Raw genomic sequence first — 17485 nt, 5'->3', positions numbered from 1 at the left:
CAACAAGGTCTGGCTGCGCGCGGCCAATTGAAGCCTCGGAACGATATATCCCTCCAGCCGTTTTTTGCGTGGCGGGTGGAGGCATGGTGATGGCAGAAGCGTTGGCAGCGCCGGACCCCATTGGAAGAACGCTTTCGTCCGGCGAACTCGTAACCACGATGTCGCACTTTCATCGCGCCGAGATTTTGCGCATGACGGGGTGGCGCGACCGCCTGGATCGGACAAGCAATTGGGCGATAACGGTCGTCGCGGCGATGTTGTCCGTCTCGCTTTCGGCGGCCAGCGCGCATCACGGCGTGCTGCTTTTTGCCATGTTGCTCGTCCTGTTGCTGCTGTGGATAGAAGCGCGGCGATATCGCTTCTTCGACGTTTACCGGGCCCGCGTGCGCCAGTTCGAACGGCACTATTTTGCGCAGATAATTTCGCCGCAGCCGGACTTCGCGTCCGATTGGCTGTTGGTCGTCGGCGAAAGCCTGCGCACTCCAAAATTCCTTATTTCGCAGCGAGTGGCGTTGGCGCGCCGTCTGCGTCGAAACTACATCCACATGCTGCTGGCCTGGATCCTCAAACTGTCGACTCCCAGTCTTCTAACCGAAGGTGTCCGCATCGGCTTTGTCGGTTCGGTGCGCGAGGCCGTCACCAGCGCTGCCCTGGGGCCCATTCCCGGCGGGGCCATCGTTGTGCTGGTCGCCGCTCTCTATGCCGGCCTGCTGGTCACGGCTTTCCTGGTCGCTGGCGACGACGGCGAACTCTCCTTTGGTGACGTGCACGTCTAAAGCGGCAACGCAAAGCCGGTAGCTCTGCGAAATTTCATTTGCACATCAGTGGAGAAATCGAACCGATCGGTTCGTTTCTGTTGACGCAGCGTGCAGGACTGGGTGAACGCCGGCTCAGCAAATGCCTGCACCTCGCGGCAGGAAAATTCGCATAACAATTTGAAAAGAATGCAAAAGATTGTGGCGAAGGAAGCCTTTTGGTGGATTTCAAGCACCCGATTCCGGGCCTAGCCGGAACATCTTCGTGATTGGAAATCGCGGCATCGCCAACCCACCTCGGGGTAGTCCGAACGACGCGAGATCCTCCCAAGGCACGCCACTAGACGGACAATAACACTGAAAACATGAAAATACTGGAGTACCTGAAAATGACCAAGATTGCTCTTACCGCCGCTGCCATCCTCATTGCTACAGGCAGCGCCTTTGCCGGCAGCGACCACTATGGCTCGGACGGCGTCAACCAGCCGGCCGCGCCTATTGGCAATGCGCCTGTTGGAAATGTCGACAACACGTTCACCGGTTCGATCCGCAAGCTGCTCCCGACCGAGCACAATGCCGTCAATACCGATGCGACGCGCCAGTCCGGCACGGATCAGCCTGTGGTGCCTCAATCTGGCCGGGGCAACTGGGGCCGCTAAATCCTCAAGCTCCGGAACTCAAAGAGCGGCGGGCTTTGCCCGCCGCTCTTGTTTGTGCATATCGGGTCATAGCCTGCAGCGCCGCCCGTTTAGCGCAGATCCTTCGGCCAAACGCAGTGTGTCAGCCGCGCATCGCCGAGGGCCAGCCGTGCCCAGTCGCCGTCAAAAACGAAGCGGGCAAGGGCCGCCGTCGGAAATTTTTCTTCAAGCTTTTTGAGTGTCGCGGCATCCGATCCGGGGCTGGCAAGCCGGCGCGAGAATTCCTCCAGACCGGGATTGTGGCCAATCACCAGAAGGGTGCTTGTTGCTGCATTTGCCTGCCGTATTTTGGCGAGAACGTCTGCCTCACTGGCCTCGTAGAGCGCCTGGACAAATTTGGCCGGCGTTTTCGCCGGCAATTCCGCCGAGACCAGCCGCCATGTGTCGCGGCTGCGCAGAGCCGGCGACACCAGCGCCAGGTCGGGCAGCCAGCCCTGCCTGGCCAGTTCGCGCCCGACCAGCGGCGCGGCCTTCAGCCCGCGCCTGGAAAGCGGCCGGTCGAAGTCGATGAGGTCAGGATCGTCCCAACTCGACTTGGCATGACGCAGAAGAAGAAGTTGCTTCATTGTCGCCATGCCAGCCTCCTCGTGCTCAGGGCGTTATGCGCGCCAGATGCTCGAGGTCGGTCTCCTCGCGCAGAGGATCGGGCGCCATCACCACGGAGGTGCTGTTGTCGGCATCGTCGGCGAAATGGGCAAGCACGGTGCGGCCGCCTTCCATTCGCGCCTTGCCTTCGGCGACCAGCCCGAGCGCCAGCGGATAAAGCCGGTGCTCGGCCTTCAGCACGCGGGCGGCAAGCGTATCCTCATTGTCTCCGACCATCACCGGCACGGCAGCCTGGGCGATGATCGGGCCGTCATCCATGTCCAGCGTGACGAAATGCACCGTGCAGCCATGGATGCGCGTACCGGCGCGCAGCGCACGAGCATGCGTATCCAGCCCCTTGAAGGCCGGCAACAGGGCAGGGTGGATGTTGATCATCCGTCCCAGCCATTTCTCGACGAAGCGCGCGCCGAGAATACGCATGTAACCGGCCAGCGCCACGATCTCGGCGCCGAACGAGACAAGTGCTGCGTCGATCGCCCCGTCATGCGCTTCCTTGCTGGTATGGTCAGCCCGCGAAATCACCTTGGTGGCAATGCCGCGCGCCGCGGCGATACCGAGACCGGCGGCATTGGCGCGGTCCGAAATGACGCCGACGATCTCAGCAGGATAGTCCGGGTTGCTGGCCGCGGCGATTAGTGCCGTCATGTTGGAGCCGCGTCCCGAAATCAGCACCACGGTGCGTTTGCGCGTGCTCATAGGCCGATCGAACCCCGATAGATCACGCCGGCGTCGCGGCGCGGCACGATGCGGCCGATCGGCGCCACCGTCTCGCCGGCCTCCTGCAGCACGGCCGCGACCTGTGCGGCCTGGCCGGAGGCGACGGCGAGGATCATGCCGACGCCGCAATTGAAGGTGCGCATCATCTCTTCGGGCGCCACGCCGCCGGTCTTCGCCAGCCACGAGAACACCGGCGGCACCTCGATGGCGTCGAGGTCGAGCTCTGCGGAAAAGTCCTTCGGCAGGACGCGCGGAATATTTTCAGGAAAACCGCCGCCAGTGATATGGGCCAGCGCCTTGATGCCATGCGTGCCGCGGATCGCCTTGAGGATCGATTTGACATAGATGCGGGTCGGCTCGAGCAGCGCCTCGGCCAATGTAGCCTCATCATTGAAGGGCGCTGGATCGGTCCACGCAAGGCCGCTGGTGGCGACGATGCGGCGGACCAGCGAAAAGCCGTTCGAATGCACGCCCGAGGAGGCCAGCCCCAACAGCACGTCGCCCTCGACGATGTCGTCGGTCGGCAGCAGCTGGCCGCGTTCGGCCGCGCCCACGGCAAAGCCGGCAAGGTCATAGTCCTTGCCGTGATACATGCCGGGCATTTCCGCCGTCTCGCCGCCGATCAGCGCGCATCCGGCCTGCCGGCAGCCTTCGGCGATGCCGCCGACGATCGCTGCCCCCTGGTCGGGGTCGAGCTTGCCGGTGGCGAAATAGTCGAGGAAGAACAATGGCTCGGCGCCTTGCACGACGATGTCGTTGACGCACATGGCGACGAGGTCGATGCCGATCGTGTCGTGCTTGCCGGCATCGATGGCGATCTTCAGCTTGGTGCCGACGCCGTCATTGGCGGCGACCAGCACCGGGTCGGTGAAGCCGGCGGCCTTGAGGTCGAACAGGCCGCCGAAGCCGCCGATCTCGCCATCGGCGCCCGGCCGGCGAGTCGCACGCACCAGCGGCTTGATCTTCTCGACCATGAGATTGCCGGCATCGATGTCGACACCCGCCTCGGCATAGGTGAGCCCGTTCTTGCGCTTGCTCATCAGTTTTTCCTGCTTTCGGGGGCTCTTCGCATGAACGACTGCGCCTCGCAAGGATAACGGCTGGCTTAGGCACTTTCGGCATCACAAAAGAGTGGACAGAGGCTTCACGCAAATCTCCAACACTGGCGATTGGCAAAGCCTGAAGGCTGCCAATCTCCCCACGGCGGGGGAGATTGGCAGCTTCTGCATCGCTCTCACTTGCCGTCGCGTCCTATCTCCATCATGTATCATTAAAATAGAAACGACGGGACATGCGTTTGACCATCCCCAACATGATCACGATCATGCGTTTCGTGCTGGTGCCGGGCGTGGTGCTGGCGATGCTGCAGGCGCGCTGGGACTGGGCTTTCGCTGGCTTCCTCATCGCCGGCATTTCCGACGGCGTCGACGGCTTCATCGCCCGCCATTTCAACCAGTTTTCGCAGCTTGGCGCCTATCTCGATCCGATGGCCGACAAATTGCTGCTGGTCTCGGTATTCGTGGTGCTGGGCTTCATCGGTGAATTGCCGCTGTGGCTGGTTGTCACCATGGTGTCGCGCGATGCGCTGATCGTCTGCGCAGTGCTTTTGTCCACCGTCATGGCCCACCCGGTCGAGATGAAGCCGCTGTTCGTGTCGAAGGCCAACACCGCCATACAGATCGGGCTGGCGGCGGTGGTGCTGGGCGAACTGGCCCTCGCCATCGATCTCGACCCGCTCAGGCCGGTGCTCATATTGCTGTCCGGGGTCTTGACCGTGGCTTCGGCCGCGGCCTATCTCGTGGCTTGGCTGAGGCATATGAGCGGCTATGGCGAAGGCTCCACACCGGGCACCTGACCAGAACATCGACACGGCAGCCGAGGCTGCCGCCGCCGATGCCGTCGCGTCCGGCGTGTTTCGTCGCCAAATCCGCTTCTGGCTGATCAGCGCCATCATCCTCGCGGTCTTCCTCTATGTCTTCAGCGGCATCCTTTTGCCGTTCGTTGCCGGTATGGTGCTCGCCTACTTCCTCGACCCGGTCGCCGACCGGCTGCAGCGGCTCGGCCTGTCCAGGCTGATGGCGACGGTTGTCATCCTGTTTGCCTTCATCGTCGTTCTGGTGCTGGCTTTCGTCATCCTCGTTCCAGTGCTGGCCTCGCAGATGGCCGATTTCGCCAGCAAGCTGCCGGAATACCTGACCCGGCTGCAGACCCTGATCACCAGCTTCGATCCGAGATGGCTGGAAGAGAAATTCGGCGTCGACGCCAATGGCCTGCGCGAAGGGTTGAATTCGCTGCTGACCTCCGGCTTCGGCCTTTTGACCACGGTGTTCACCTCGATCTGGAGCTCCGGCGTGGCGCTGGTGTCGGTGGTCAGCCTGTTCGTGGTGACACCAGTCGTTGCCTTCTACATGCTGCTCGACTGGGACCGCATGGTGGCGATCGTCGACAGCTGGGTGCCGCGCGACTATGTCAAGACCGTCAGGGCGATCGCCAACGACATCAACACCGCCACCGCCGGCTTTGTGCGCGGCCAGGGCACGCTATGCCTGGTGCTGGGCGCCATGTACGCCACCGGCCTGACGTTGACCGGCCTGAATTTCGGCATCCTCATCGGCCTGTTCGCCGGGCTGATCTCCTTCATCCCCTATGTCGGCTCGCTGACCGGGCTGGTGCTGGCCGTAGGCGTCGCCTTCGTTCAGTTCTGGCCGGACTGGACCATGATCGCAGCGGTGGCCGGCGTGTTCTTCGTCGGCCAGTTCGTCGAGGGCAACATCCTGCAGCCGAGGCTGGTGGGAAAAAGCGTCGGCCTGCATCCGGTGTGGCTGATGTTTTCACTGTTTGCCTTCGGCGCGCTGTTCGGCTTCGTTGGCCTGCTGATCGCCGTGCCGGCCTCGGCCGCCGTTGCGGTTCTGGTGCGCTTTGCCATTTCCCGCTATCTCCAGTCGCCGCTCTACAAGGGCCACAGCACCGAACCTGTCCCGCCGCTGCCGGCGCGTCGCCGTGGGAGCGGTGGGCCCCGCAGTTGAGCCAGATGCCGGACAACAAGATCGACCCGCCGCGTCAGTTGCCGCTCGATCTCGGCCACGGCACCGGCTATTCGCGTGACGAGCTCGTCGTCTCCGGCACCAACAGCCAGGCGGTGGCGCTGGTCGATCGCTGGCCGGAGTGGCCGTCGCCGGTGGTCGTGCTCGCCGGTCCGGCAGGCTCCGGAAAAACCCACCTGGCGTCGATCTGGCGCGCCCGCGCCGGCGCAGTGGCAGTCGACGCTAAGCGCATCGGCGACTGCATGGCGGGCCTCGGCGCGCGGCCGGCCCTGATCGACGATGTCGATGCCGGTCCGGTCGATGAAGAGGGGCTGTTCCATCTGATCAACGCGGTGCGCGGGGCCGGCTCGGCCTTGCTCTTGACCGCGCGGCGCTTTCCGTCCGCCTGGGGCGTCAGGCTTCCGGATCTCGCTTCGCGGCTGAAGGCGGCGGCGACAGTCGAGATCCACGAGCCCGACGATCTGCTTTTGGCCGGCGTCGTCACCAAACTGTTCGCCGACCGCCAGGTCGAGGTCGAGCCGCATGTCGTGCAATATCTGGTGCGCCGCATCGAACGCTCGCTCGCCACCGCGATGCGGGTGGTGGAGCGGCTCGATCGCACCGCGCTCGAGCGCAAGACGCCGATCACGAGGGCGCTCGCCGCCGAAACCGTCAGCGCCATGGATGAAGGGCAGGGCGAGTTCGAGATCTGATACGACAGGCTCAGGCAGTGTCCCATTTCGGGAAATCAGTACTGGCATCCATCTTGCAACGTCAGCCTTGCCGGCTAACCCCGGTCCTGATTGCGTATCAGATCAGGTTGTAGGCTCGCCGGGAGATGAGGCGGTTGGGGTTCTCTTCCCGGCGAGCTTGCCTTTTATGCAGCGACGAGTGGTCTTAAAAAGTGTCCCGATGGGCACCGACGACGATCTCAATGTTGGCCGCCCAGTCATCCCGGTTAAGAATCGCCACGACCCGCCACGTTCAGATCCCACCGCCGGGCAGGGCGGCACGTTCGACGCCAAAGCGCCTGCGGTAATCGCCCGGCACCAGGCCGGCTATCCTGGCGAACACTTTGCGGAAGGAGCCGGGGTCGTCATAGCCGACATCCCAGGCGATCTGGTCGATTGATCGGGTCGTCGCTTCCAGCATCTCACGCGCCTTGCCGACGCGCAGGTGCTGGCAGTATTCGGTCGGCTTGAGACCGGTGGCGTGGCGAAAGCGGCGCAAAAAAGTCCGCTCCTCCAGGCCGGCATGCTCCGCCATTGCGGTAAGCGTCACATCGCGCGCGCCTCTCGCCTGGAGCCAGTGCTGCACCTTGAGGATGGCCTCGTCGCCATGGTTGAGCCTGGGAGCAAAGGGACTGTAGAAGCGCTGCTCGCGTCCCGGTGGGTCCACCAGCATGAAGCGGGCGGTGTCCATCATGACGGTCGGCCCAAGCACCCGGTCGACAAGCTTTAGGCCGAGATCGGTCCAGGCCATATAGCCGCCGGCGGTGATGATGTCGCCATCGTCGATGACCAGCTTGTCGGCATCGAGCCGGATGTCGGGAAAGCGTGTCGCCAGCGCGTCGCGATAGGCCCAGTGCGTGGTCGCAGCGCGACCAGACAGCAGGCCGGTCTCGGCAAGCACGAAGGCGCCGGCGCAGACCGAGCCGAGCGTCGCACCCGCCGCATGGCGGGCGCTGAGCCAGTCGGCATAGGGCGCGGCCGCCTCGCGAGGGATCGGATCGCCTAGGGTCGGAGGCAAGATCGCCATGGCAGGTCCATTGCCGTGGCCGGGCTCGCTGTCGAAGGTGCGGATGACCGTTTGGCTCGCCTCCTGCCACTGCCAATGGCTGACACGAAGCCTCAGCGCGTCCGGCGACCGTTCGGCAGCCAGCCGGTTGGCCAGCTGGAAGAGATCGGTCAGGCCAAGAACAGCCGCCTCCTGAACGCCGGGATACAAAACGAGGCCGATTTCGACCGGATCACGCGCCGCAACCATATGTCAGTTTTGCCTTGTTCAATGTCTGTTTTGCCAATCCTCACCATGACCCCGTTGCAATAGCTTGTCCACAGAAGGAACGGACCTTCCCTCCAACCACTTCAGCTAACCACATCAAGGAGTAAGATGATGAGCACATTCACCACCAAGGACGGCACCGAGATTTTCTACAAGGATTGGGGCACAGGCCAGCCAATCGTGTTCCATCACGGCTGGCCGCTCAGCGCCGATGACTGGGACAACCAGATGCTGTTCTTCCTCGACAAAGGCTATCGCGTCATCGCGCATGACCGGCGCGGGCATGGCCGGTCGACGCAGACGGCGACCGGCAACGAGATGGACACATACGCCGCCGACGTCGCAGCCCTGGTTGCCCATCTGGATTTGAAAGATGCCGTCCATATCGGCCACTCGACCGGCGGCGGCGAGGTGGCGCGTTACGTTGCCCGCTACGGTGGCGAAGGACGCGTCGCCAAGGCGGTGCTGATCGGCGCGGTGCCGCCGATCATGCTCAAGACCGACAACAACCCCGGCGGTCTGCCGATCGAGGTGTTCGACGGCTTCCGTGCCGCGCTCGTGGCCAACCGCGCCCAGTTCTACAGGGACGTGCCGGCCGGCCCGTTCTACGGTTTCAATCGCGAGGGCGCCAAAGTCTCGCAAGGGGCCGCCGACAATTGGTGGCGCCAGGGCATGATGGGCGGAGCCAAGGCTCACTACGACTGTATCGAGGCTTTTTCCGAAACCGACTTCACCGAGGACCTTAGGAAGATCGACGTGCCTGTCCTCATCATGCACGGCGATGACGACCAGATCGTGCCGATTGCCGACTCCGCTCTGCTTGCAGCCAAGCTCGTGAAGCACGGCACGCTCAAGGTCTACAAAGGCCTTCCGCACGGAATGTGCACCACCCACCCGGAGATCATCAATCCGGATCTCCTGGCGTTCATCCAAGGCTGACGCTTCGGAGCTTCAGGCGGGCACGCTCGAAAACCCGGGCTGCCCGTCGGTCGCTTCCGTGCTTCGCCAGTCGCAGATGCTGCCCGGCGCAGGTGCGCCGGCAGCATGGCCGATGATTTCCGATGAATGAATGGTCGGAGTGGAGAGATTCGAACTCCCGACCCTCTGGTCCCAAACCAGATGCGCTACCAGGCTGCGCTACACTCCGATGCCGTGCGGGCTATAGGGTTCCGGGCTTTGGAAGGCAACCCCCGAAACGACAAAAACGGAACGAACGCCGTACAGTGGCAGGGAGTGGCACGAAAAGTCCCACCAAAACTGCTACGGCTGTTCATCGCGCTCCTCATGGATAGAAAATGAAGCAGCCGCGCGCCTTGTCGCCCTGCGGCGCTACCGAGGCTCGCGTTCAATTAGGTCGGCGGCGGTGATTGGAACATTAATCGCTTCGCCAGCAAGAAAGCTGCTTGAATTGAGCGATCCTTAGCCCGTCACCAACGATACCGTCCTTAGAATTCTGCATCTTGTTCTCATCGAAATCCGCGCGACCGACAACCTGGAAAAGGCTTAGCTAACCAATCGCAACGCTCCTCGCGCGGCCAATAGCTTGTGCTTTTCGAAGATCGCTAGTTTCTGCGGATAAGTGATCCGCACCTTGGCGTTGCACCCGTCACATCTGAAGTGCGCAATCGTTCTTAGCGCAGAGCCCTTCCTTACCGCCGGATGCGAGCAATCCGGACATTCGAATGTGAGCGCAACATCAGACAAGTCTACGGCTAAGCCCATTTCCATCCCCTTCGCAAGCGCTGTGGCTACACTCTGGCGAGTCTCAAAGGGCAATTCAGATGCCAATCCGGCTGTGCCAACGCGGGACTAGAACAATTCTCCTCGGAACGCCGCCAGCTAGTGCTCCTTCTCTGCGCCCTTTGAGCGACGAAGAGACCTAACTTCCTCCAGCAGCTCGCGCTCATTAGTAGTAATGTTTCGGAAGATTGCGACAATCGTCATCGCTAAGGCTTCGGCATCCCGGCTTAAAGGGTCAATGTGTTCATCTGCGCAAACCTGATCAAACACGCGTTCACAAATAGCCAAATCGTAAGGGCTGAGGCGGGTGCGATTGAAACGCCGGCGCGGCATTTGCAAGCCTTCGATGCCCGCTGCCCGTGCAAAAGAAGCGGGCCTTCGCAAGAAACGCGAGTCGTTGAGTGGTTGTTCCCGGTTGCAAGCTTTGTTATGCCGCCTGCTGCACGGGCAGACTAGAACGCCTTCCCCGCGCGCATCGTGGCGCGTGCGAGCGCGCGCTGCGCCTCGACCTCGGCATTTTCCTTTTGCGTCTGCCGCGATCAGCCGGCGTAGCGATCGCATGATCCGCCCTGGTGTCCAGCCTGCTTTAAGTATGCAAACGACGATCGCCTGAAAGCTTGGCTCCATGGCCTCCTGACAATCGATCTAGCGACCTCAGTAGCCAGGCTCCTGTCCGGTCAGACCTTTATGAAAGCGGCCGTCGCGTACATGAAGGCGACGCCGGCCGCCAGCCCACCCATGACCGGCGGCGTGAAGAAGGTGTCGAGGCCCTTCTGGTTGCGGCGCATCAGATAGGCACCAACCTCGACGATGACTTGCAGGATCGCGCCGGCGCCGATGGCAAGCGCCAGCGCCGACCATTGCGGCGCATAGGCCAGGCTGCCGAGCCACATGCCGAGAACCGCAGGCCCGCCGGCGAGCAAGGTCAGGCCGGCGAACGTCCACAGCGGCGGCCGCTCCTTCAGGATCGGGGCGGCAATGCCGATGCCTTCGGTAATATTGTGCAGCGCGAAGCCGAGCACCAGGAAGGTTCCGAGGCTCGCCGAGCCGGCCACGAAGGCAGCGCCGATGGCAAGGCCTTCGCCGAGATTGTGAAGGCCGATGCCGAGCGCGATATAGGTGGCCAACGCCAGCCCTGTCGGCGTGCCGCGCCGCCGCCCGATCGCCATCAGGACAAGAAAGCTGGCCAGACCCGCCAGCACCACCATGACCGGCCCCTGGAATACAGCGGCTGCGGTTACGACAAGGTCGAAGGATTCTTCGATCGTGTCGACCAGCAGAAAAGCAAGCAGCCCGATGGTCAGCGCCAGCAGGAAGTTCATGCCGCTCTGTCCGACACCGCGCAGCGCTGGATAAAACATGAGGCCAATGGCGACAGGCAGCACGCCGACGATGATGCCGACCAGTCCCTGCAGCTTGAGCTGTCCCGCAGTGGCGGTCGGCGTCGGCACGGCAACTTCGATCAAATGCTCGAAGGTGATGCCTGAGTTGGTTACCAGGTTGACCGTGTGTGTTTCGCCCAGAACCCACGGGAAAGGCAGATTGATCCACGCAGTGGAAGCACGCGCGATGGTGCCTGGCGGATCCTGCGTGAATTGCCAGTAGGCGCCGTCGACCTGGACCTGCGCGATGGTCATCGGTTCGGCGCCGCCGGCCCTGACAAGAAGATGAAGGCCTGATGTATCGAGGACAACACGCTCGAAGGTCAGTTTCTCGACGGCGGGCGCGCCGTTTGACAATCCTTGCAGCGGATTGACGGCGATGATCCAAGCCACCGCAATGGCGAGTGCTGCGAGAGGCAGGCCGATCCACAGCCAGTGGTTGCGCGACCTTGCCGGTGAACCGATGGTGACGACCTTGTTCATGCCAGCGCCTCGACGACGTCGAACATGCCCATCCAGCCGAGCTCGGTGAACTCGCTTTGATGCGCGTGAAACATATAGAGGCCCGGTTCGTGCTCGGCGAAGGTGAATTCCAGGATGCCGCGTTGGGCCTGGCACTGGATGATAAGGTCGACAGTCTTCAAGGTCGGCGTCAGCGTCGTGCCCTGATCGAAATAGTCGAAGAAATTCCCATGCAGGTGAAACGAGTTGATGAGATCGAATTCCAGCACATTGACCAGGTAGATGCGCACCGGCTTGCCTCGCACGATGCGGATCGGCGTCTTGGCATAAGCGTGGGCAATGGTGTTGGCGGCGTAGAATTCGTTCTCCTCGTCGAAATTGGTGTCGAACCCGTTCATGACCATCACCAGTTCCTGCCAGCCGGCATTCTCCGGCGTGTCGAGAAGCCGTGACCGGGCGATCTCCGCATGATCGGGGCGGCGATCCGGATCCGGGTCGATGACAAAGGCACCATACATGCCTTTGTGGATGTGCCTCTTCAGCGGCAAGGCGTGGCAGTGATAGAGATGGCAGCCAAAGGGCTTGGCCTCGAATTCGTAGACGAACTCGCCACCCGGATCGACCAGCCCGGCGCCGGGAATTCCATCCATGCGGGCGGCATGGATGCCGTGGAAATGCATCGAGTGCGGATGCGAGCCGTTGTTCCTGAAGATGATTCGAATGCGCTCGCCTTCCTTGGCGCGCAGCGCCGGACCCGGCACGCGGCCGTTATACGTCCACGCCGGGAAAGTCACGCCCGGGGCGATCTCGATCGTCTTGTCCACAGCCGTCATCTCGAACGTCCTGAGCGTGCGCCCATCGGGCAGAACCGAGACCGTCCCTCGTTCCCAATCGGTCAGCATCAGGATCGGATCAAAACCGTTGGCGGCGTTGTCCACCTCACCGACGGTGACCATCGCGCCATGCGCATTCATGTGATGAGGTGCCGGATCGGTGGCGGCCGCCGCCATGTCGTGATCGGTATGCGAGGCGGACTGACCGAGCGCGCTGCGGGCAGCGATCGCCGTGCCGCCGACGGCAGCAAGACTTCCTGTAAGGACGGAACGTCGGCTTATCCGATCGCGCAACCATACACCGACATCGACCATGCCAACTTGTTCCCTCGAATTCATTCGTTTGGCCGATAATAGCGTCAGCTGTTTAATATAGCAATTGCTTAGTTTCTGGGTGGCGGCAAACTGTTCAAGCTGATGGCGGGGCGTGAATTTTTTGCCATGATCCTAGCGCGACCATCGTCGGTGCCCCGCCGTGCCGAAGGCATCGGCCTTGCCGCCGGCTGCGTTGCGCAGTAATGACGGGAATACAGCGGCGGTGCCGCTTGCACGTAGCAACGAGGTGTCCATGTCCGCGCGCATTTTCAGCCCAGCCAAAACCGCGATGCAGTCCGGCAAGGCCAAGACTGGCCACTGGGTGCTGGAGTTCGATCCCGAGATGCGCAAGAAAATCGATCCGCTGATGGGCTACACCACGTCGGGCGACATGCGCAGTCAGATCAGGCTCACCTTCGACACCAGGGAAGAGGCGGTGGCCTATGCCGAAAAAGAGGGGCTGGCCTTCCGTGTCGAGGAGCCGAAGGAAACCAAGCGCCGCCAGATTTCCTATGCGGAGAATTTCCGCTATGACCGCAGGACGCCCTGGACGCATTGACCGGTAGATGCCGGGCCCCAGCGCATAAAATTCAGCCGGCCCTTGGCGTCGGCCCAGCGGTCCCGTAGCTCAGCTGGATAGAGCACCGGCCTTCTAAGCCGATGGTCACAGGTTCGAATCCTGTCGGGATCGCCAATATTTTCAAAGACATAGCGCCATATTCCCGCTTCGGGAGAATGGCATTCCGACCCGTTTACAGGGCCGTTTACAGATTTTTTTCATGGGTTTCGCTCCATGCGGAGAATGACAGCATCGAACCGACGCTGCTATTGCTGATCTGCGAGCGAGGAACGAGCGCAACCGTACACGCGATCAGGAGGTCGCCGATCTCGGCCGTCGTATCGATGAAATCCGGTAAGAGGTTGGCGCTGCCTACGGCACGCGCGACGTGATCCAAGGCATTTGGCTTTGAAAAGGTTCCACGGCAGTCGCTTGCTGGCCCGTTGTCGAGAGCGTCTTGCGCCATCATATCAGATAAGCCTAATGTAAGTCATGATCTGGCCATCGCGCGGGCGCGGCGGCGCACTCGGGTTGGGCGCTATTCATCCGGTGGATATCACGCAAAGGGAGGACGAGATGAGACTGGTTAAACCATTTGCATTTGCTGCTGTGCTGCTTCTTTCGTCTGCATTGTCTGCGGCCGCCCAGTCGGCTCGCGAGGACATCGAAGCGGCGCTGACGAAATTCACGGACGCCTTCAACAGCGGAAACGCGGCGGCGGTGGGTCAAATGTACACCGAGGATGCTGCCGTGCTGCCGCCCGACGGCAAGCGCGTGGATGGCCGCAAGGGCGTGGAAGAATTCTGGCAGGGCGCGATCAAAGGCGGGATGAAGAATCTCACCCTGAAGGCGCTGGAAGTGGAAGAGAGCGCGAACCTCGCCTACGAAGTTGGCGCATTTACGCTCGATGTGCCGAGCAAAGACGGCGCCATCTCCACGGTTGCGGGCAAGTACATCGTCGTGTGGAAAAAGGGCGACGACGGGACATGGCGCTTGCACCGGGACATCTGGAATTTAGGTGCGGCCCAATAGGGATTGATATCCAGGCCTTCATCGACCGCCTTGGCGAAAGGCGCGGCGGGCTTTTTTTCTCCGTATGGAACACTGGCACGGGCAAGACGTTCGCCTCCTGCAGCAATATTTCCTGTGCACATAGAAATGCTGCGAGATCGGATTATCCCCTCCGATCAGCCTGCGTTCTTGCCCTCCGTGGGGCGCGGGCTTCTTTGTTCATGGAACCGAAACGATCAGGGCTCTTCGGACGTCCAGTCCCTGCGTGTTGGTACCGAGCATGGCGTATTCAGCCTCGATGGCATCGGGCATCGGCGCTCTGAATTCACGATGATGCAACCACCGCCAGGTCTTCGCGTTTAACCGCCTTCAATTCTGGTGGCGACAAAATGACGGCGTTCATTCCTATTACAATCTACCTGAATCACAGGCCGATGGTGGTCGCGTCGATAGCAGCCGCTGCGAAAGCGCTTCAGCAACCATGGCCCACCATGGACAAGCCGTCCCGACTTGAAGCAATCCGCATGATCGAGGAGTGCCTGGCCGGACATTGCAGTCCCCAAGCTGCGTTCGCCGCCTTCGAGGCGGCCGCAACTGAACAGGGACTTCATAAGCAGAAGCCTCCAAGCGTGGGCCTCAAGAAATTCGACGGGGTTGCTGAGGATCTGATGTGAGGTGATGCCAGCCCTTGCCACCATGAACCACTGACATGCCATGGGTGGACTTAGTCAGCCGTGATTGCGGACCACCCGCCAAATCGAGGAATGGCGGGTGGTCCCTTATCAGCGCAGGAAGGGACGTAGCTGCGGAGATCTCTATTTCGTTCTTCGGTCCAATCGTCAGGAACGCGATGGAGACGGCGAAGACCGGAGCGAGCAACCTGTGGGTCTGGTGGACACTATTTCCATGGCCTCCTCACAGCGAGAAACGACTACGAGCAGCCGCCGTCCGGGTGGCGCGATCCCAGGCCTATTAGGCGAAACAGCAGAGACTTAGGTCCTGTCTCGGATCAGACCGAAGCCCAGCCAAGGAACGTTTGCGGCCGCCTCAGGTTTGGGTGGACCGGGCGCGAAGAGGATACCGTCCAGCGCAAGAGATCTCACGAAGGAGAAAGCTATGAGAATGCGTCTTTCCACTGCAGTCGCAGGGTTTCTGCTGCTGGCAGGTATCGGCGCTGCTGCCGCTCAGGACGTAATCATCGAGCCCGAGCAGGAGACCGTCATCAGGGAATATGTGAAGAAGCAGCCGCTCGCATCGGTGAAAATCCCTGGGGTAGAGCTCAATATCGGCTCAGCCCTGCCCGATACGGTCGAGCTTCATGAAGTTCCCGACACCAAATACAGTTACGTGGTGGTCGACGACCGGACCGTCGTCGTTGATCCGGGCACACGCAAGATCATCAAAGTCATCGAATGAGCTAAGCGACTGGGAGGACAGCCCGCCGCGCCGAAAGGTGTGGCGGGCAGCCAGCAACGGAGGAATGTGATCATCGTGTCGAACCGTGAAATTGGGGCATCCAAGGCACTCCGAATGCGCGTGACCGACCTCGACAAGAGGATGCGCGGCGCCCGTATTACCGAGAATGAACTGAGGACCTTTCGAAAGGTCGCAGCCGTCATGGAGGACGGCAAGGGCAGAATCGATGCCGACGATTTGATTGCCGCGTCCTTCGTCGTCGAGGTGCTGGACTAACCAAGCCGCCTTTAAGCTCTCCAAAAAGCGGAGCGCTGCAATGTCCCTCTCTCCCAGCCTATTCGCTGTTGGCCTGACTTTCCAATGCCCGCAGTGCAACTTCGCCATCGTCAAGAACGGCAGCTGGTTTCAGGTCGTTTCACGTTACAAGTGCGAGGGATGCGGACGCGAGATCCGGATTACCTATCCCGACAAGATTGGTATCTTCAATAAGCACGCGCACTTGGCCACGACCCCGCCGGGAGCGCGGTAGGTGCGGCGAATGTGCAGACCAAATCCACCGAAAGTGAGCTCGAATTGCCGGCTCGAGCGCGAGGCAGGATTGCCGGCATTCGCCCTGATGGGCGAGATCGGCACGCGCAACGACGTCGGCGCGGCCTTCATTAATTCCAGCCGCGCGATGGCATCACCGATCGTCCGCACGCCTCGCAGATAAGGCTCGCCGACGTCGCGGGCACCTCTTGTGCTTGCGCTCATTCCATGTCCGCAGTGAAGAGAGGCGTTGGCGATTCGCCAATGGCGGGGCAGGGCGGATCTAAACGGGGCTTTCCACGAATGACATTGATGGGCGCGGCGGCACTGCTGATCCTGGTCCTGACGTATGCCGGCGTCGCCATCGGCAGGATACCTGGCTTGCGCCTCGACCGGGCAGGCATTGCTTTGCTCGGCGGTGCGGCGATGATCGCGATCGGCGCGCTCAGCCTGGAGGACGCCTACCGCGCGATCAATTTCGACACGATCACGCTGCTGCTCGGCATGATGATCGTCGTAGCGCATCTGAAAGTGTCGGGCGCCTTTCGTGCACTCGGCGCCGTCGCCATCGAGCATGCGCACGCGCCCTTTATGCTCCTGGTGATGGTGACGCTGCTGACCGGCGTTCTGTCAGCGTTCCTGGTCAACGACGCGATCTGCCTGGTCATGGCGCCGATCGTCGTCCACGTCACCCGTGTCATCAACCGCAACCCCATTCCTTACCTGATCGCCACCGCCACGGCGTCGAATTGCGGCAGCGTCGCCACCATCACCGGCAATCCCCAGAACATGGTCATCGGTACGCTGTCGGGGATTTCCTATCCGGCCTTCTCGGCGGCCCTGGCGCCGGTCGCGTTGTTTGGCCTCGTCGCCGTCATCGTCATCGTGCGCCTCGTCTATCGGGCCGAGTTTGCGCGCAAGACCGAACTCAGCCCCGAAGTCTATCGCGGCCGCATGCTGCCGGGACAGGTGCTGAAGGCGGTGGTCGTTTGCATCGGGCTGGCGATCGCTTTCTTTGCCGGCGTGCCGGTCGCCAAGGCGGCGCTCATCGGCGGCGCCATTCTTCTGGTGACCCGCGCCATCAAGCCGGCGCGCATCTACCGCGAGATCGACGGGCCGCTGCTGTTCATGTTCGCCGGCCTGTTCATCGTCGTCGCCGGCGCCGAGAAGACGCTGCTCACGCCCGACATCATCGCCTCGGCAAAAAACCTCGGGCTGAACGATGTCTGGCGGCTGTCCGGCTTCACCGCAGTGCTGTCCAACATTATGAGCAATGTTCCGGCCGTGCTGGCGCTGCGGCCATTCATACCCGGCCTGGAAAACCCTGAGCGCGCCTGGCTGGTCGTCGCCATGAGTTCGACGCTGGCCGGCAATTTCACGCTGCTTGGCTCGGTCGCCAATTTGATTGTCGCCGAGCACGCGCGGGCCTCCGGCAA

Annotated in this window: 19 protein-coding genes and 2 tRNA genes; 13 read left to right on the top strand and 8 right to left on the bottom strand. The window is 61.8% G+C overall.

The window, feature by feature from the left end:
* The first annotated feature begins 89 nt into the window (after nucleotides 1-89).
* The gene (locus E5W87_RS05485) at nucleotides 90-776 is read left to right on the top strand and encodes a DUF2270 domain-containing protein (protein ID WP_292394766.1); all 687 of its coding nucleotides are present in this window, start codon (nucleotides 90-92) and stop codon (nucleotides 774-776) included.
* A 368-nt stretch (nucleotides 777-1144) separates the two neighbouring features.
* On the top strand, nucleotides 1145-1414 hold the full coding sequence (locus E5W87_RS05480) for a DUF680 domain-containing protein (RefSeq protein ID WP_292394765.1): 270 nt from the start codon (nucleotides 1145-1147) through the stop codon (nucleotides 1412-1414).
* 89 nt (nucleotides 1415-1503) lie between these two features.
* On the opposite strand, the gene E5W87_RS05475 is transcribed toward E5W87_RS05480, so the two are convergent.
* From E5W87_RS05475 to purM, 3 genes are read right to left on the bottom strand one after another with little or no spacing between them, the layout of a single operon-like run.
* Entirely contained in the window at nucleotides 1504-2019 is a 516-nt protein-coding gene (locus tag E5W87_RS05475; protein WP_292394772.1) for a histidine phosphatase family protein, read from the bottom strand.
* A gap of 25 nt (nucleotides 2020-2044) precedes the next feature.
* Complete coding sequence (purN, locus tag E5W87_RS05470) at nucleotides 2045-2755, bottom strand: phosphoribosylglycinamide formyltransferase (protein ID WP_292394763.1); 711 nt, start codon at nucleotides 2753-2755, stop codon at nucleotides 2045-2047.
* Nucleotides 2752-3816, bottom strand: coding sequence for a phosphoribosylformylglycinamidine cyclo-ligase (gene purM, locus E5W87_RS05465; RefSeq protein WP_292394761.1), 1065 nt, complete (start codon nucleotides 3814-3816; stop codon nucleotides 2752-2754). Before purM ends, purN begins: the two co-directional genes overlap by 4 nt.
* 257 nt (nucleotides 3817-4073) lie before the next feature.
* Between purM and E5W87_RS05460 the strand changes: the two genes are divergently transcribed.
* From E5W87_RS05460 to hdaA, 3 genes are read left to right on the top strand one after another with little or no spacing between them, the layout of a single operon-like run.
* Nucleotides 4074-4631 carry a CDP-alcohol phosphatidyltransferase family protein gene (locus tag E5W87_RS05460; protein WP_292394770.1) on the top strand — a complete coding sequence of 186 codons (558 nt, stop codon included), beginning with the start codon at nucleotides 4074-4076 and terminating at the stop codon, nucleotides 4629-4631.
* Nucleotides 4603-5802 (top strand): AI-2E family transporter, encoded by a 1200-nt coding sequence (locus tag E5W87_RS05455; protein ID WP_292394758.1) that lies wholly within the window; start codon nucleotides 4603-4605, stop codon nucleotides 5800-5802. Before E5W87_RS05460 ends, E5W87_RS05455 begins: the two co-directional genes overlap by 29 nt.
* Nucleotides 5803-5807: 5 nt before the next feature.
* Nucleotides 5808-6512, top strand: a complete 705-nt coding sequence (hdaA, locus tag E5W87_RS05450) for a DnaA regulatory inactivator HdaA (protein WP_292394756.1) — start codon at nucleotides 5808-5810, stop codon at nucleotides 6510-6512.
* Nucleotides 6513-6783: 271 nt separating this feature from the next.
* On the opposite strand, the gene E5W87_RS05445 is transcribed toward hdaA, so the two are convergent.
* On the bottom strand, nucleotides 6784-7785 hold the full coding sequence (locus E5W87_RS05445; RefSeq protein WP_292394754.1) for a GlxA family transcriptional regulator: 1002 nt from the start codon (nucleotides 7783-7785) through the stop codon (nucleotides 6784-6786).
* Between the two features lie 129 nt (nucleotides 7786-7914).
* On the opposite strand from E5W87_RS05445, the gene E5W87_RS05440 reads away from it, so the two are divergent.
* The gene (locus E5W87_RS05440) at nucleotides 7915-8742 is read left to right on the top strand and encodes an alpha/beta hydrolase (RefSeq protein ID WP_292394752.1); all 828 of its coding nucleotides are present in this window, start codon (nucleotides 7915-7917) and stop codon (nucleotides 8740-8742) included.
* A 131-nt stretch (nucleotides 8743-8873) separates the two neighbouring features.
* On the opposite strand, the gene E5W87_RS05435 is transcribed toward E5W87_RS05440, so the two are convergent.
* The 3 genes from E5W87_RS05435 to E5W87_RS05425 all read right to left on the bottom strand — a co-directional run bounded on the left by E5W87_RS05435 (nucleotide 8874) and on the right by E5W87_RS05425 (nucleotide 12535).
* Nucleotides 8874-8950 (bottom strand) — tRNA-Pro (locus E5W87_RS05435).
* A 1270-nt stretch (nucleotides 8951-10220) separates the two neighbouring features.
* A complete protein-coding gene (locus tag E5W87_RS05430; protein WP_292394750.1) occupies nucleotides 10221-11408 on the bottom strand; it encodes a ZIP family metal transporter in 1188 nt (395 codons plus the stop codon).
* Nucleotides 11405-12535, bottom strand: a complete 1131-nt coding sequence (locus E5W87_RS05425) for a multicopper oxidase domain-containing protein (protein ID WP_292394749.1) — start codon at nucleotides 12533-12535, stop codon at nucleotides 11405-11407. The genes E5W87_RS05430 and E5W87_RS05425 overlap by 4 nt, the downstream gene beginning before the upstream one ends.
* 253 nt (nucleotides 12536-12788) lie before the next feature.
* Between E5W87_RS05425 and E5W87_RS05420 the strand changes: the two genes are divergently transcribed.
* Both E5W87_RS05420 and E5W87_RS05415 read left to right on the top strand, forming a co-directional pair.
* On the top strand, nucleotides 12789-13094 hold the full coding sequence (locus E5W87_RS05420) for an ETC complex I subunit (RefSeq protein WP_015318428.1): 306 nt from the start codon (nucleotides 12789-12791) through the stop codon (nucleotides 13092-13094).
* Between the two features lie 58 nt (nucleotides 13095-13152).
* Nucleotides 13153-13229 (top strand) — tRNA-Arg (locus E5W87_RS05415).
* Nucleotides 13230-13299: 70 nt separating this feature from the next.
* Here E5W87_RS05415 and E5W87_RS05410 read toward each other — a convergent pair.
* A complete protein-coding gene (locus E5W87_RS05410) occupies nucleotides 13300-13563 on the bottom strand; it encodes a hypothetical protein (RefSeq protein ID WP_292394746.1) in 264 nt (87 codons plus the stop codon).
* Between the two features lie 107 nt (nucleotides 13564-13670).
* Here E5W87_RS05410 and E5W87_RS05405 point away from each other — a divergent pair, with 107 nt between their 5' ends.
* The 5 genes from E5W87_RS05405 to E5W87_RS05385 form a co-directional block, all read left to right on the top strand.
* Entirely contained in the window at nucleotides 13671-14126 is a 456-nt protein-coding gene (locus E5W87_RS05405; RefSeq protein ID WP_292394744.1) for an SgcJ/EcaC family oxidoreductase, read from the top strand.
* 368 nt (nucleotides 14127-14494) lie between these two features.
* Nucleotides 14495-14779 (top strand): DUF982 domain-containing protein, encoded by a 285-nt coding sequence (locus E5W87_RS05400; protein ID WP_292394742.1) that lies wholly within the window; start codon nucleotides 14495-14497, stop codon nucleotides 14777-14779.
* Nucleotides 14780-15221: 442 nt separating this feature from the next.
* On the top strand, nucleotides 15222-15521 hold the full coding sequence (locus E5W87_RS05395) for a DUF1236 domain-containing protein (RefSeq protein WP_292394740.1): 300 nt from the start codon (nucleotides 15222-15224) through the stop codon (nucleotides 15519-15521).
* Nucleotides 15522-15596: 75 nt separating this feature from the next.
* On the top strand, nucleotides 15597-15797 hold the full coding sequence (locus E5W87_RS05390; RefSeq protein WP_292394738.1) for a hypothetical protein: 201 nt from the start codon (nucleotides 15597-15599) through the stop codon (nucleotides 15795-15797).
* A 555-nt stretch (nucleotides 15798-16352) separates the two neighbouring features.
* On the top strand, nucleotides 16353-17485 hold a 1133-nt coding region (locus tag E5W87_RS05385), incomplete at its 3' end, for an anion transporter (protein ID WP_292394736.1).

The organism is Mesorhizobium sp. (assembly GCF_004962925.1).
In the GTDB taxonomy this organism is placed as follows: domain Bacteria; phylum Pseudomonadota; class Alphaproteobacteria; order Rhizobiales; family Rhizobiaceae; genus Mesorhizobium.
Note: the sequence above shows the minus strand (reverse complement) of the source record. Positions and strands in the feature narration are given on the sequence as shown.